This is a genomic window from Nitratireductor sp. GISD-1A_MAKvit (genome assembly GCF_040819555.1).
Lineage (GTDB): Bacteria > Pseudomonadota > Alphaproteobacteria > Rhizobiales > Rhizobiaceae > Nitratireductor.
This window is the reverse complement of record NZ_CP161920.1, coordinates 2268218-2282502: the sequence shown is the minus strand read 5'-3', so window position 1 is coordinate 2282502 and position 14285 is coordinate 2268218. Positions and strand designations below refer to the sequence as shown.

General features: G+C 60.5%; 13 protein-coding genes. 2 read left to right on the top strand and 11 right to left on the bottom strand.

Annotated features, from left to right (window positions below; all coding sequences use genetic code 11):
- Positions 1-89 precede the first annotated feature (89 nt).
- The 3 genes from AB2N04_RS12160 to AB2N04_RS12150 form a co-directional block, all read right to left on the bottom strand.
- The gene (locus AB2N04_RS12160) at positions 90-1217 is read right to left on the bottom strand and encodes a D-alanyl-D-alanine carboxypeptidase family protein (RefSeq protein ID WP_367718798.1); all 1128 of its coding nucleotides are present in this window, start codon (positions 1215-1217) and stop codon (positions 90-92) included.
- Between the two features lie 119 nt (positions 1218-1336).
- Positions 1337-2569 (bottom strand): septal ring lytic transglycosylase RlpA family protein, encoded by a 1233-nt coding sequence (locus tag AB2N04_RS12155; RefSeq protein ID WP_367714730.1) that lies wholly within the window; start codon positions 2567-2569, stop codon positions 1337-1339.
- A 247-nt stretch (positions 2570-2816) separates the two neighbouring features.
- Positions 2817-3767 carry a dihydrodipicolinate synthase family protein gene (locus tag AB2N04_RS12150; RefSeq protein ID WP_367714729.1) on the bottom strand — a complete coding sequence of 317 codons (951 nt, stop codon included), beginning with the start codon at positions 3765-3767 and terminating at the stop codon, positions 2817-2819.
- A gap of 81 nt (positions 3768-3848) precedes the next feature.
- On the opposite strand from AB2N04_RS12150, the gene AB2N04_RS12145 reads away from it, so the two are divergent.
- Together AB2N04_RS12145 and AB2N04_RS12140 are read left to right on the top strand one after the other, a co-directional pair.
- A complete protein-coding gene (locus tag AB2N04_RS12145) occupies positions 3849-5810 on the top strand; it encodes an FG-GAP repeat domain-containing protein (RefSeq protein WP_367718797.1) in 1962 nt (653 codons plus the stop codon).
- Positions 5807-6616, top strand: a complete 810-nt coding sequence (locus AB2N04_RS12140) for a shikimate dehydrogenase (protein ID WP_367714728.1) — start codon at positions 5807-5809, stop codon at positions 6614-6616. The genes AB2N04_RS12145 and AB2N04_RS12140 overlap by 4 nt, the downstream gene beginning before the upstream one ends.
- Here the strand turns inward: AB2N04_RS12140 and AB2N04_RS12135 are convergent.
- The 8 genes from AB2N04_RS12135 to AB2N04_RS12100 all read right to left on the bottom strand — a co-directional run bounded on the left by AB2N04_RS12135 (position 6613) and on the right by AB2N04_RS12100 (position 14269).
- On the bottom strand, positions 6613-7488 hold the full coding sequence (locus tag AB2N04_RS12135; protein WP_367714727.1) for a shikimate dehydrogenase: 876 nt from the start codon (positions 7486-7488) through the stop codon (positions 6613-6615). The genes AB2N04_RS12140 and AB2N04_RS12135 overlap by 4 nt on opposite strands.
- Positions 7481-8299, bottom strand: coding sequence for a sugar phosphate isomerase/epimerase family protein (locus AB2N04_RS12130; protein WP_367714726.1), 819 nt, complete (start codon positions 8297-8299; stop codon positions 7481-7483). The genes AB2N04_RS12135 and AB2N04_RS12130 overlap by 8 nt, the downstream gene beginning before the upstream one ends.
- 77 nt (positions 8300-8376) lie before the next feature.
- Entirely contained in the window at positions 8377-9159 is a 783-nt protein-coding gene (locus AB2N04_RS12125; protein WP_367714725.1) for an ABC transporter ATP-binding protein, read from the bottom strand.
- 93 nt (positions 9160-9252) lie between these two features.
- Positions 9253-10107 carry an ABC transporter permease gene (locus tag AB2N04_RS12120; protein ID WP_367714724.1) on the bottom strand — a complete coding sequence of 285 codons (855 nt, stop codon included), beginning with the start codon at positions 10105-10107 and terminating at the stop codon, positions 9253-9255.
- 99 nt (positions 10108-10206) lie between these two features.
- Positions 10207-11211: an ABC transporter substrate-binding protein gene (locus tag AB2N04_RS12115; protein WP_367714723.1), complete on the bottom strand. Its 1005-nt coding sequence runs from the start codon at positions 11209-11211 to the stop codon at positions 10207-10209.
- A gap of 67 nt (positions 11212-11278) precedes the next feature.
- Positions 11279-12037: an ABC transporter permease gene (locus AB2N04_RS12110; RefSeq protein WP_367714722.1), complete on the bottom strand. Its 759-nt coding sequence runs from the start codon at positions 12035-12037 to the stop codon at positions 11279-11281.
- Positions 12038-12039: 2 nt separating this feature from the next.
- Complete coding sequence (locus AB2N04_RS12105; RefSeq protein ID WP_367714721.1) at positions 12040-12876, bottom strand: IclR family transcriptional regulator; 837 nt, start codon at positions 12874-12876, stop codon at positions 12040-12042.
- Between the two features lie 340 nt (positions 12877-13216).
- Positions 13217-14269, bottom strand: coding sequence for a dihydrodipicolinate synthase family protein (locus tag AB2N04_RS12100; RefSeq protein WP_367714720.1), 1053 nt, complete (start codon positions 14267-14269; stop codon positions 13217-13219).
- Between the last annotated feature and the right edge of the window lie 16 nt (positions 14270-14285).

Here is a 14285-nt window from a genome sequence, read left to right as displayed (position 1 = left end):
GTTTATCCGGCGCATTCTGTTTAGGCGTTCACCGCTGCCAGGTCCATGCGGAACTTTGGGTGTGAGGCCATTCTGTGGACGGGTCGCTATCAGGAGCGGTATTTTCGCAGCCAGCCGATCAGCAACTCGCCCACGGCATCGAGCGCGCGGTCCGACAGGTCGCCCTTTCCGATCGATTCTGCCGCGTAAAGTGGCGTTTCCTGGCTGAGCGTTTCGCCGATCCAGACCTTTAACGTGCCAATCCTCGTCCCCTCCTCAATCGGAGCGGGCACGGGCCCCTCATAGACAATGCGTGCCAGCAGCCGGTCGGAATTGATGATGGGACGGAAAATCGCGATCGGGCCATCGGCACGCACTGCAAGCTCCGATTTCTCGCCGCCGAAAACCGCCACATGCCCGATCGTCTCCCCGGCGGAGAAAACTTCCAGTTTCTCAAAGGCACGTATGCCCCAGTCGAGAAGCTTGCGCGACTCCTCCGCACGCTCATTCTCGCTGTCCAGTCCGCTCAAAGCCGCAAACAGCCGACGCCCGTTGCGGCTCACCGCACCAACGATGGCGTATCCGGAGGCCTCCGTGTACCCGGTCTTCAGACCGTCCGCACCGATGTTCATGCGCAAAAGCGGGTTGCGATTGCGCTGCAGGATCTTGTTCCAGGTGAAGGATTCCTGCGCGTAATATTTGTAGAATTCGGGATATTCCCGCCACAGGTGGATCGCCAGCTTCACCAGGTCCCGCATGGTGACGTGCTGCCCTTCGGCGGGAAGTCCGGTCGAATTCACGAAGTTCGAGTTTTCCAGACCGATCGCCCGCGCGCGTTCCGTCATCAGCTTTGCGAAGTTTTCTTCCGAGCCTGCCATCCCTTCGGCAATGATGATGCAGCCGTCATTGGCGGACTGCACCACGACACCCTGGATCAAGGCTTCCAGCGGCACCGAGGACTTGATTTCCGCAAACATCGTCGAGGTACCCGACACGGCTCCTCCGGTGCGCCACGCATTCTCGCTGACATAAAAAGTGTCTTCCAGCGACAGACGGCCGCTTTTGATGGCATGGAAGACAACCTCCATCGTCATCAATTTTGCAAGCGAAGCGGGTGGAATGCGCTCATCCGCATTTTTTGAGAAGAGAACCGTGCCAGTGGCGGCATCAACGAGAAAAGCCTGCCGGGCGCGCGTTTCGAACAATTGGGCGAAAGCCGCCTGACTGCCCAGAAACATGCAGCACAGAGCGAGAAACAGGGCCTTTCTGACCAAAATCGACACGAGCACACCCCCAGACGCGGAACACCGTGCGAACCTAGCGACAGGATACACCCAAAATCAAGCGATTGTCCGGGTTATCGGACGATGAAGGCATCCTGCGCGCCGGCGGCCCAGGCGGCGCGCAATGCGTCATCGATCCGGTCGGGTGTCTCCGGCAGGAGTGTCACCGAGTAACGAAGCGCGCCCGAACTGTCGGTCGCCACCTCAATCAGCGCTTTTCCAACCGGCGCCAGGGCCTCTGCGTGGGCCCGGGCGGATTGTTCATCGTCAAAGGTACCAATGCTGACATATGGCCCGCTGGCCGGCATCCCACGCGGTGAGTTTCGGTTCTGCCACCAACTGGAAATGTCGTGCGGCTGGAGGTCACCATTTTGCAGCACGGTGTCGAACACATCCGCAGCTGCACGCACCCGCTGGTCCGCATAGGAGAGGAATGCAACGTCACGTTCGCCATCCTCATCCGGCAGGGCGAGCGGTCGTTGCGGCACGACCGGGCCCGTGACGGGCAGTTCCAGAGACGCTGGAGTGGCAACCGGCTCTGGCGGCGTCAGCCCAGGCTGTCCGGCGAATGCGTCTGCCGCCTTCACGCCCGGAAGTGTTGCCGTCGGCGTCGGTCCGTTCATCGCCACCATAACGCCGCTCGGCAGGCCCACACCCGGATCGGGCGCGACGCCATTGGGACGATAGGAAGCAAGCAGATACTCGTCGTCGCGACCTTCCAGCGGTGCCGGGCCGACATATTCGACCTTTACCTTGGCCACGCCCGCACTCTGGTAATCAAGCAGTTGCGCGGCGCGCTTCGACAGATCGATGATCCGATTGTGCGCAAAAGGGCCGCGATCGTTCACCCGCACGAGGACCGAGCTTCCATTGTCCAGATTGGTTACGCGGGCGTAGCTTGGCAGCGGCATGGTCGGGTGCGCTGCCGTGAGGTGGGTCATGTCGTAGACTTCGCCATTGGCGGTCAGACGACCATGAAAGGCATCACCATACCACGAGGCTGCTCCGACCTTCTCATAGTCGGGATCTTCCTTCGGGTGATACCACCGGCCCTTGATCTGATAGGGTTTTCCAACCTGATAGCGCCCGCCACCGCGGCGCAGATTCGAGGGTTTTGCAGCGACCCGCGGACTGGCTTTCACGCCATATTCGGACTCGGCAAAATATTCCTTGGACTTGGTTTTCTTGACGGCCACCTTCGGCGTCGTCGAATTGCAGGCTGACAGGAGTGCGGCGCACGCGGCAAACGTTACAACCGAGGAAAAGCTTCGAGCCAGAGACCAGCCCGTCAAGCTACGAGATTTCATGCGCGTAAAGTCTCCCCGAACATCGAAATCCCGCTCATTGCTCCGAAAAGTCCCCTGCAAAAATGCACTGATCAAGTGCACCCGATTTCAGATGGTCCGAGGCACCCTCCGCACCCCATACCCGAAATCGATTAGCAAGCTGTAAACGATTTGTGGCAGCAAAGCGGCAGATCGTCAAAAAACCTTACAACCACGGATACGTGTCTGCACCTATATGTTGCCATTCAACCAAATGCAAATTGCCCGCTCAGCACCGTGCAATGCGCCGGCGGAACTCTTCTCCAGCGTTCAGGATATGGCTGAGTATTTCGTCAGCGGCCCAGTGTCTGTCTTCAAGATCGTAATCCACCACACGCGAGTGGATGCAGTCGAAGGTCCCAAGGCGCTGGTGCAGACGCTTGGCAATCTTGGGATAGCCCATTCCCTCGGCCATGGCGGAGAGCGCGAGGAAGGCCGTCAACTCTTCAGCGAGCGCATCGGACCGGTGGCAATTGGCATAAAGCCAGACGTAGAGGTCGGGATGAAAATTCGTGAAAACGCCGCCGAACCCTTCCGAACCGGAACGCATGGCCTCGCGCGCGATGGCCGCATTGGCATTGACGATCGCCAGCCTTGACCCGCGCACGATCTCCACTCTGCGCCGAACGGTCGCCAGATCACAGGAGACATCCTTGAGCACCACGAAGCGACCGGTATCGCGGCACAGCCGCAGTTCCTCGTCGCTCAGAAGGCGCCGGTAAGGCGCCGGGCATTCGTAAAGCCCCAGATCGATATCGTGTGGCAACGCTTCCAGGAGCTGATCGAGATTGCGCCTGAACGCTTCCGTCCCCTCGCGGTGCGGATCGAGACGGTTGGTGACGAGAACAAGGCTTGCAATGCCGGTGCTGGCCATGGCCAGCAGTTCAGCGGTCTGATCGGCCATGGCCTCGGAAATGTGCCCCGATGCAATCACCGGCACGCGTCCGTTGACGATGCGCACCACTGCCTCGGCCAATGCAACGCGTTCCGATAATGACAGGTGCTGCATCTCACTCGACTGGCAGACAGCAAAAAGCGAATCCACCCCCGCCCCCAGATACCACTCGATCAACCGTTCAAGTGCGCCGTGATCGAGCCGGTTCTCTCGCGTGAAAGGCGTGATCATCACCGGCATGACGCCTGAGACCGGAGAGCTGGTAGGTTTGTTGTGATTGTTCATGAGAGGGTGTGTACATTGTGAAAACTGAAATTAGAATAGCATTCCAAATTTGAATTGAACATGGGGTCCTGTGCGTTGAGTGTGAAAAGATGGGAAGACGATGCCACCGTATGGAAGGGACCTTTCTACGGTGACCAGGCTCTCGGTTACGCTCCCGAGGTGGAGAGTGCGCCCGTCGCAGGACGGATCATCACTTGTGTCGATGTCGTCGACTGGGACGGCGATGGAGGGCGGGATCTGCTGCTTTCGGCCTGGGACCCCTGTTATGACGGGCGGGTCTTTCTGCGCCGCGAAATCGGACGGAACGCGGACGGAACGCCGCGCCTGGGCGAACAGGAAGTGGTGGAGAATGTGCGCGGCTACGTCACATCAGTAAAGGATGGAGACAGCTTCCACCTCGTCTCCGCCTCACGCATGCGCCAGACCATCCATGTTCATCCGAATATCGGCAGCAGGCAGCACCCCGAATTTGCCGATCCCATAGTGCTTGAACTCGATGCCGAATGGGTCAAGGGCAATGAATATTTTCATATGGTCCGGTTTCACGACATCGATGGTGACGGCAGGCCGGAACTGATCGTCGGCACGGATTACTGGGACGATTACTGGCCAAACGGGCTGGAATGGAACGACGAAGGATATCGCGGATACGATCCGGCCAATCGCTGGCTGGGCGGCCCGTTGCGCGGTTATGTCTATGCATTCAAGGTCGAAGGGCCGCTGTCCAACCCGCGCCTTGGCAAGGGGCGCCCGCTGATGAGTGGCGACGTGCCCCTGGAGGTTTACGGGCAACTCGCCCCTGCCCTGGCGAGCTTCGATGATGGCAAGACCACCTCGATCGTGTGCGGTGAGTTCTGGAACATTCTTCACATCGCCAATCAGGTCGAGGGACATCAGTTCGACCGCACAAGACTGCTTCGCAGCCCCTGCGGCAACACGCTTGAGCTCGACCAGTGCATTCACATGCCCTGCATCGTCGACTGGGATGGTGACGGCCGGCCCGACATACTGGTCGGTGCGGAAGATGGATATGTGACCTTCCTGCGCAATACGGGGGAGACGATCGACGGCGATCCGGTATTCGAACATGCCGGCCGGGTGGAAACCACACGACCAATTGTTCACGCGGGCGTATTGCCCTGCCCCGTTGCCGCGGATTTCACCGGCACCGGGCGCATTGATCTGGTGGTTGGCAACAGCACCGGCGAACTCCTGTACTACGAGATGACCGGCGCGCCTGAGGCACCGGCGCTTTCACGAGAAACAATGCTTGAGGCCGATGGAAAGCCGATCCGTATCGCCGCCGGCCCCACGGGCTCCATACAGGGGCCGTCGGAGAAGATGTTCGGATACAGTTGCCCCACGGCTGCGGACTGGTCGGGCACCGGCCGTCTCGATATCCTCGTCGGAGATGTGACCGGATATCAGACGCTGTACCGCAATCTAGGCGGCTCGCCGCCGAAACTGGCGGCACCCCAGCGCCTGAGCTTCGAAGGAAAGCCCCTGAAGACCGTATGGCGTGTGCGCCCGGCAGTGACCGACTGGCTCCAGGGCAATGGACTTCACTATCTCACCCTCGATGAGGAAGGCGTCCTCTCCGACTATCGAAAACTCGGCGAGACAGAACTCGGCGACAAGCGACATCTTCATTGGGAAGACGGCACACCGATGCGTTTCACCGAGGATGTGGGTGGTGGACGCGGCCGGGTGAAACTGTGTGTCTGCGACTGGACCATGAGCGGCCGGCTCGATCTCATCGTGGGCACTCATGCCCGCGCTTCGGTTCCTCCGGGTCCCGGCGGGATGCCGCGCCACACGACCGGACAGGCCGGTATTTTCTACCTTGAGAATGTTGGTACTGCCAGCGAGCCGGTTTTCGCCCATCCCAAGCCCTTCAGCTTTCGCGGCGAAACCATAGCAATGGCAATGCATGTTGCCGCACCCGAAGCGGTCGATTTGACGGGGACGGGTTTGCCCGGCCTCCTTGTTGGCGTGGAGGATGGAAGTCTGGTCTGGCTGCCGCGCGAGGAGCTGAGCTGGTGACGGTGATACCCATTGAAGGTAGCACGAGGCTCATGGGAATCATCGGTGATCCCATCGCGCAGGCGCGCACGCCAGAAGCGATCAATCCGCTGTTTGCACGGATGAACGCCGGCATTGTATGCGTGCCGCTCCATGTGCCCATCACAGAGCTGGAAACGATCTGGGCCGGCCTGAAGGCCCTGCCCAATCTTGTCGGCTTCGGCATCACGCTGCCACACAAGCAGAGCGCCCTGGCCCTGTGCGACCGCCTCGATCCGCTGGCCGAACTGGTTGGAGCCGTGAACGTTGTCCGACGCGAGGCCGACGGTGCCTTTTGCGGCTACCAGTTCGACGGCAGGGGGTTTGTCGGCGGCCTTGTCAAACAGGGCATCAAGCCAAAGGGCCGATCCGTGACCATGATCGGAGCCGGCGGTGCAGCAATGGCAATCGCCGCAGAGCTTGTTCTGGCCGGCGTTTCACGGCTGACGATTGTCAACCGGACCCGACACAAGGCCGAGGCACTCGCAACGCGGATCAACGAGGCTTTTGGGGCCGGCAGGGTCACCGCTGCAACGGCTGCCACGCCGCAGCCCGACGAGATATGGATCAATGCGACCTCTCTGGGCATGAAACCCGATGACCCTCTCCCCATCAGCCCCGACGCTCTCCAGGCCGGCATGACGGTTGCGGAAGTCATTGCGAAACCGGAGACCACCCGGCTGCTTGAACATGCCGAGCGACTGGGATGCCGCACCCATTCCGGCCTTCACATGATCCATGGACAGGTCGGCGCGATTGCCGCCCATCTTGCAGAGACCGGCGCCTAGCTTCGTGGCGTTGCGTTTTGTTCAGCCTGCCGCACCGGCTCGCCCGGCTCGAACCCCGCAGCAAATCCGGCGATAAGCTCGATCTGAGCCTTCAGCATGGCGTTGCCATCGCTGATGGCGCAGCCCCGTTTGCGGGCAGCCTCGAGAAGACCGGTTTCCCGGTCAAGGCAGGCAATGTCCGCGACGAGCATCGCCTGATCCAGCTCTGCAAGGTCGATCGGCAGCGTCAAACCCGGCTTCACCCCCACTGGGCTCGCGTTGATGAGCACATCCACCTCGCTTAGTTGCGCTTTCGCGGGAGCGGATGCGAGCTGAAAACCACAGGAGCCGTTGACCATTTCGACGGTGAAACGTGTTGCTTCGGCATCTGGATCCAGCACGGCGAGGGAGCGAATTCCCTCTCTTGCGAGGGCGTGCGCTATGGCCCGGCCCGCGCCACCCGCTCCGATCATCAAAACGCGCGCGTTTTCCAGCCGAACGCGGTGGGCTCCCAGCCCTTCCACAAACCCGACCCCATCAAAAAGCGCACCGTGCATCGAGCCGTCTGGACGGCGTTTTATGCAGTTCACCGCCCCTACCGCCCGGGCTGCATCGGTCAGCAATGCACAGCGCCGGGCCGCGGCAATCTTGTGTGGCACCGTGACGCCAATTCCCACCACATTGTCGAGCGCTGCAAACACCTGCCACGCCGCCTCGAACTGGGCCGGTGTCACCCGGAAGGGAACCGCATGGATATCGTGTCCATGGCTGGCAAACAGGGGATTGATCATGCGCGGTGTCTGGACCTGCGCAACCGGGTCCCCGAACACTGCATAAATGCGCGATGCGCCGTTGAGTTGCGGCTGTGGCAAATTCGGTTCGAAATCACGCATCAGTGTCTCCGTCGAAGATTTCACGGCATCGCTGCATGGCGATTTCCAGAACCCTGTCTCCGGGCTCTGCCCACCAGTCTTCAGAGAAGATCTCGACCTCCAGCGGGCCGTCATAGCCGGCGCCAAGAATTGAGCGCCACATGCCCTTCAGGTCGATGATCCCGTCTCCCATCATGCCACGGTCGGTCAGACGATGGCGCGTGGGCAACAACCAGTCATTGACATGGAAGGCCAAGATCCGGTCAGCCGCCCCTGCGCGTGCAATCTCGGGTTCCAGCGCCTCATCCCACCAGACATGATGGGCATCGACAACAATACCGGTACCTTCCCCCAACCGGTCACACAGATCATTGGCATGGCGCAGTGTCCCCATGCAGGTCCGGTCGCCCACGAGCATCGGATGCAACGGTTCCAGCGCCAGACGGATGCCGGCCGTCTTCGCATGGTCGAGAAGCACTTTCGCCATCTCCGCGAACCGTTGCCGCGCTCCGCTCAGATCCTTCTCGCCAGATACGAAGCCACCGGGAAAGAGCATGACGTGATCGGCACCGATTTCGGCTGCGCGATCGATTTCCCGGCGCGCTGCATCCATCGCTTCGTCTTTCCGGTGGAAGTCGGGGCCCATGAGCGGTCCGGCGCGATTGTACCCAAACACGAAAAGCCCATGATCGGCGATCATCGAACGGGCGGTGGCAAATCCGACCTTCTCGACCTCCGCCCCCCATACCGAAACGCCTGCATACCCATGTGCGGCGCATTGTTCGACAAACTGCGCCATGCCGTACTGCACCCGCACCGTTGCGTGGTTCATCACTATCTGATTGCGCACACCTGGCCCCGCTGGCTGGTTTTCCTGACTGAGATGCTGGCTTTTCCGTTCAACCCGGGTCAGCTCTTGTTGTGGCTGAACCTGTAAACGCCCAGCTTCTCGAAAATCGTGTAGATGCGTTCGGCATATTTGGAAAACTCGGGATATTCTCCAAGATGGGCCGGCCGGGGGCGCGGCAAATCGATATGAATCTCCTCAACGATCCTGCCCGGGCTCTTGGACATCACCAGCACGCGGTCGGACAGACCCACGGCTTCCTCGATGGAGTGGGTGATGAAAAGCACCGTCTTGCGGGTTTCGAGCCAGAGCATTTCGAGATCATGGCGGATCTGCGTTCGCGTTATCGCATCAAGCGCTCCGAACGGCTCGTCCATCAGGAGCATTGTGGGGTCGTGCACCAGTGCGCGTGCGATCGACACCCTCTGGCGCATGCCGCCGGAAAGCTGGCGCGGGTAGCGGTTCTCCGCCCCCTCGATGCCAAGGCGCACGAACAGTTCCCTCGCCCGGTCCTGCATGACCTTCCGGTCGAGGCCACGGATCTCCTGCTGCAGCATCACGTTCTTCATGGCGGTGCGGAAATCAAGCAGGAGATGGTCCTGAAACACGATGCCGACTTCCGAAATGGGCCGGGTGAGCGGTTTTCCGTCGACCTCGAGCGTTCCCGAGCTCGACGGTTCCAGACCGGAGGCCAGAAGCATCGTGGTGCTCTTGCCGCAACCGGACGGGCCGATGAGGCTGACGAATTCTCCCGGTTTTACGTCGAGATCGATGGGGCCGAGCGCGTGGAAGGCTGCATCCCCGTGGCCAAAGACCTTGGTCAGCCCCCGTGCACGGATTGACACACCGCTCGTTCCATTCGGCACCGTAGGCGCCGGCTGAGTTTCCCTGGTCTGATTGGAAGGGGTCATAGGCAAATACCCAAACAGGTGTTGAAGTCAGGTGCCCTGCGCCCACGGCGCAAGACGGTGTTCAAGAAACCCCATGGTGCCGTTGAACAGGAGCGCGACAAGCGCAGCCGCAATCAAACCGGCGAACATCAGGGAAATATCCATGAAGGCAGACGCCTGCATGATCATGAAGCCGAGCCCCTTGTCGGAGGCAATGAACTCGGCGATGATCACGCCCTCCACTGCCTTGACGACGCCAATCTTCATTCCAGCGAATATCTGTGGCATCGCGGCGGGAAGCCGAACCTTCCAGAGTGTCTGCAGCCTGCTCGCCCCCATGGAGCGCGAGATGTAGTAAAGACGCGGATCGATCGCCTTGAAGCCGAGCATGGCGTCAACCAGGATCGGGAAGAAGCACATCAGAAAGACGATCAGGGCCGAGACGAGCGGACCGATGCCGAACCAGATGATGAGGATGGGCCCGATCACGGTTTTGGGCATGATGTTGAGAAATACGATCATCGGATAGAGACCGCGTTCGAATGCCTTGACGGACACGATGGCAAGCGCCAGCGGAACAGCCACAAGAACACCGAGTGCGAAGCCTTCGATGATGGTGATCGAGGTCCAAAGAGCGTGCCAGCCGATGGTCGCCCGGTCCGTGATCAGACGGTCGAGGAACTGCGAGGGCCTTGGGACGAGCCAGGTCGGCACGTTGTAGACATATGTCAGCCCCTCCCAGAAAAGCAGGAGAAGCGCCACTGAAGCGATGGCGACGGCAATTGACGCGGTGGTGGAGCGACGGATCGCTGCAATCCTTTCGACCAGCCTGTCGGCGGTCGTGCGCGTATCGGCGGCAGCCGCTGAAGCGCTGCCTGTTCTCGTCGTGACTTGATCGGTCATGGTCTGCTCGGAGCCTGGTACGCCATCGGGCGCGCCGCATTCACAGGTCATCATGGACCGGAGGCGCAACACGCCTCCGGTGGGAAACAGTGTTGCCTGTTACGGGCAGGTCACCGCGTTTTCGGGAACGTAATCGTTCGTGTAGTAGTCGGTGACGGGACGATCGGCAGAAAGGTCCATGGTCGTCGTCATCACCTGATACATCGTGTCCCAGGTCTCGGTCGGGGTCATGCCGATGATGTCCCCCTGCCCGCCCGGGCAGACCGACGAAAAGCTGTAGTCGGCAGACTGGGTCAGCGCTTCACGCGGGTGTTCGGTTTCGGGAAAAACCTCGTAAATCGCTTCGATGGCAGCTTTCGGGTCTTCCATCGCAGCCTTCCATCCTTCGGCCGTCGCCTCGATAAAGCGGCGATAGACATCAGGGCGCTCGGCGAGCCTGTCTTCGCGTGCCACAAGGCTGAGGCTCGCGAGCGGAACGCCATTGTTGTAGAAATACATGTTCCCCGCCTCGATGCCTTCGGCAGCCAGCGGCACCACGATGTTTTCCGGTGTCTGGGAGACCGCGTCCACCTGACCGGAGGTCAGAAGACCGATGAAGGCGCTTTCGGCGGCATTGACGATCTCGACTTCGCCTTCCTCGATGCCATTGGCCTTCAGAAAGACCGGTATCAGCGGCAGCATGGCGGAGCCGGGTGACACGGCCAGCTTCTTGCCCACCAGATCCTTGGGCTCACTGATGCCGGAATCGGCCAGATACTGAATGCCGAACTGTCCCGATTTCCAGATCGTCGAGATGATCTTGATCGGCGCGCCCTGCGAGGCGACGTTGAGCGTGGCCACCGTGTCGGCATAACCGATATCCGTCTGTCCCGTGGCGACAAGCTGCGCGGCAACGGCCGATCCGCGGCCTTCGACCAGCTCCACCTCAAGGTCGTGATCCGCATAAATGCCCTTTACCTGCGCCAGGGCGAACCCAAGATGCGCGGTGTCGGCGGTCCAGTTCATCTGCATTGTGATCTTGTCCTGGGCCAGTGCACCTGCCCCCGGCAACATGGCTGCAGCGGCAAACATCATTCCCGCTGCAAGCTTGATACGAGTTTTCATCGACACTCCTCCTTTGTCGTTCTGTTCCCAACCTGCCGCGCGGTGCGAGACCGCAACGGCAATGCAGTCAAACCTGCTTCCAGGGCAGGCAAACCCTTTCGATCATTGCCATTCCGGCACTCAGCAACACACCGATCAGCGATCCCACAACCAGAACCGCGAATATGAGCGAGGTGTCGGAACTGTCCATTCCACGCAGCACGAGATATCCAAGCCCGTCCTGCGAATTGAGCCACTCGACAACGATCACGACGGTCACGGCGATGACGATCGTCGTCTTGAAACCGGCAAAAATACTTGGCGCTGCGGAGGGCAGTTCAAAAAGGCGAAATGTCTGCCACCAGGAGGCGCCGACGGATTTCGACAGGTAATATTGGCGCCGGTCGATCGAGCGGAAACCATGGGCGCTGTCCACCAGCACCGGGAAAAACGTGATGAGTGCCGTCAGCAGGATTTTGGGGAAGTCGGCAAAACCGAACCATACGAGCATCAGCGGCGCGAGCGTGATCTTCGGCAGCCCCTGGATGAACACCACCATGGGATAGAGCGTGAGCTCGGCCAGTTTCGAGCGGGCGACGAGATAGCCCAGCATAACGCCCGGTATAGCGCCAGCCAGAAAACCGTAGATGATCAGCTTCGTCGTGATCAGTCCGTGATAGCCCAGGCGCTGATAATCAGTAAAAATCCGCAGCATGAATTCGCTTGGAGCCGGCAGTACATAGGAGGGGACATTTCCCAGTCGCACTGCCAATTCCCAGAGAACAAGCAGACCGGCAAACCAGATCATCGGCTCAACGATGCGAAGGACACGCTGGTGAACGGGCATGGCTAGGCTCCCTTGCCGCGCAATTCGTCAAGCGCAGAACCGCTTGGAAAATGGTCGCGCTGGCGGTTTCGCAAAGGCCAGATACCACCGATCTCGCGCGCCGCTTCATGCAGCTGGCCCGCCAGTTCTTCATGCCGGTCCGGAGTGAGGCGGACCAGCGGCCCGGCAACGCTGATCGTCCCGGCAACGCGGGCATTTGGCCCAAGCCCCGAATGGAACGGAACGGCAAGTGCCATGGTGCCGGCTTCCGCCTCCTCGATGGACGTGGCGTATCCCAAAGCACGCGTCTCTTCGAGCGCGACCTTGAGCTCCTTCATGCTGGAGACGCTGTTTGGCCCCAGCGCGCGCTTCACATCGAACCCGCGCTCCCGCACCAGTTCGAGCGCCTGTTCTTCCGGAAGGGTGGCAAGCCACGCCTTTCCGTTTGCCGTCGCGTGAAGAATGATCTCCTGTCCCATGGGCGGCTCATAGCGCAGGCTCGACGTTGCTCCCTGCGCCCGCGCCACCCATACGAGGTCATCGCCCTCAACGATGGCAAGGCGGCAATATTCGCGGGTCCGCTGGGCAAGTGCATCGAGCACGGATTGCACCATCTCGGGCACGGCACGGGCATCGAGGTTCCTGAAGGCCAGAGTGCTCATCCGCAACGACAGCGCGTAACGCTGGGTGTCCGGGTCCTGGGTCACCCAGCCATGGGTGGCAAGCGTTGTCAGAATGCGATGCACTGCCGAAGCAGGCAGACCGTTGCGCACCGCAATATCGGTCAGTTCCATCGGGTCGCGCTCACCGGCCAGCGTGGTGAGAATGGACAGGCATCGTTCAACGGCAGCAACAGTCACGGGGTCCTCCTGGGAGTCTTGTAGCGCACTATTTCCAGAATTGGAATAGCTTTCCAATTCCAAGATTGCAGGAGCTTTCAGCCACGCGGTCCGCTCCGCCAGCGCAGAAGCTAACCCATGCCACGATGCCTTTGATATGGTCGGGGGGAGCAATTGGCGGAGAGGATTTTCATTCTCCCCGGAAATTTGCACAGGATGACGGGTGGCCGGACCAGCCAACGGACCGCCATGAAAACGTATTTGCAAACCGGATTTGCGAACCGGATCTGCATCCGGGAGCGAATGGCGCGGCGATGGCTTCTGCCACCCGCCCGCGCATTCGCGTTGTGCTGGCGGGCGATCAGCCTTTTAGCCAGCGCTCCAGATTGGCAGCAACGAATGCATCATCGTTGAGTTCGGGGTAGTCGCGTAAGATGCGCTCGAGCTCTTCCATCTGGCCCGGCCCCATGGTCTCGTCGGGATTGAGGCACCAGGTTCCTTCGAGCAGCCCCTGCCGGCGCAGGACTTCGTGCAGGCACGCAATGCAGCCGGCAAAATCGTTTGCCACATCGAACAAAACGCCATTGGCATCGGTGGTGCGGGCATCGAGCTCCAGCCATTCGCTGGCGCTTCTGCTGTCGGGGCGCTCATGGATCTCCTCGATCAGCTCTACCGCCTTGCGGGTCCAGACCGACCAGTGGCCCAGAAGCCCGCCCTTGATCCGCACGCTGACCGGCACGCCGTCGCGCATGAATGTGAACTTCGTCATCAGATCGGAGACGATGTGATCGTCATTTCCGGTGTAGAGTGTGATGCGGTCTTCCGCACGGGCATCAATGACCGCGCGGACCACGTCAAGCGTGCGGTAGCGATTGAACGGCGCCATCTTGATCGCCACCACATTCTCGATTTCAGCAAAACGCCGCCAGAATGAATAGGGCAGAGGCTGCCCGCCAACGGCCGTCTGCAGATAAAAGCCCACAACCGGGATGACATCGGCGACGGCGCGGCAATGCGCAATCAGTTCGTCGACGCTCGCCTCTTTCATTGCGGCCAGACTGAGAAGCACTGCGTGATAGCCTTTGGACCGTGCAAGTTCGGCCTCGCGCACAGCCTGTGCGGTTTCGCCGACAGCGCCGGCGACCATGAAGGGCGTGCTCGCATGGGCCTTCGCCTCTTCCGCGGCAAGGGAAAGCACCGGCTCCAGAAGACCATGATCGCGGATCTCGAACTGCGTGGTGTGAACGGCAACAGCAAGCCCGATGGAACCCGCATCGAGATAATAGCGCGACAGGGCGCGCTGGCGGCGCTCATCGAGCCTGCGCTCGGCATTAAGCGCCAGAGGATGTGCCGGGATCACGCCTCCCCTGCGCAGGGCGGCAAGTGGCGTTGCGGGAAGATCACTGATTTTCATGATGAAACTTTCGTCG

What these genes read in the sequence shown, in the direction of transcription:
- AB2N04_RS12155 (WP_367714730.1), bottom strand. Translation starts at nt 2,569, where the DNA reads ATGAAATCTCGTAGCTTGACGGGCTGGTCTCTGGCTCGAAGCTTTTCC.
- AB2N04_RS12110 (WP_367714722.1), bottom strand. Translation starts at nt 12,037, where the DNA reads ATGCCCGTTCACCAGCGTGTCCTTCGCATCGTTGAGCCGATGATCTGG.
- AB2N04_RS12135 (WP_367714727.1), bottom strand. Translation starts at nt 7,488, where the DNA reads ATGCGTGATTTCGAACCGAATTTGCCACAGCCGCAACTCAACGGCGCA.
- AB2N04_RS12100 (WP_367714720.1), bottom strand. Translation starts at nt 14,269, where the DNA reads ATGAAAATCAGTGATCTTCCCGCAACGCCACTTGCCGCCCTGCGCAGG.
- AB2N04_RS12160 (WP_367718798.1), bottom strand. Translation starts at nt 1,217, where the DNA reads ATGTTTCTGGGCAGTCAGGCGGCTTTCGCCCAATTGTTCGAAACGCGC.
- AB2N04_RS12120 (WP_367714724.1), bottom strand. Translation starts at nt 10,107, where the DNA reads ATGACCGATCAAGTCACGACGAGAACAGGCAGCGCTTCAGCGGCTGCC.
- AB2N04_RS12115 (WP_367714723.1), bottom strand. Translation starts at nt 11,211, where the DNA reads ATGAAAACTCGTATCAAGCTTGCAGCGGGAATGATGTTTGCCGCTGCA.
- AB2N04_RS12150 (WP_367714729.1), bottom strand. Translation starts at nt 3,767, where the DNA reads ATGAACAATCACAACAAACCTACCAGCTCTCCGGTCTCAGGCGTCATG.
- AB2N04_RS12130 (WP_367714726.1), bottom strand. Translation starts at nt 8,299, where the DNA reads ATGAACCACGCAACGGTGCGGGTGCAGTACGGCATGGCGCAGTTTGTC.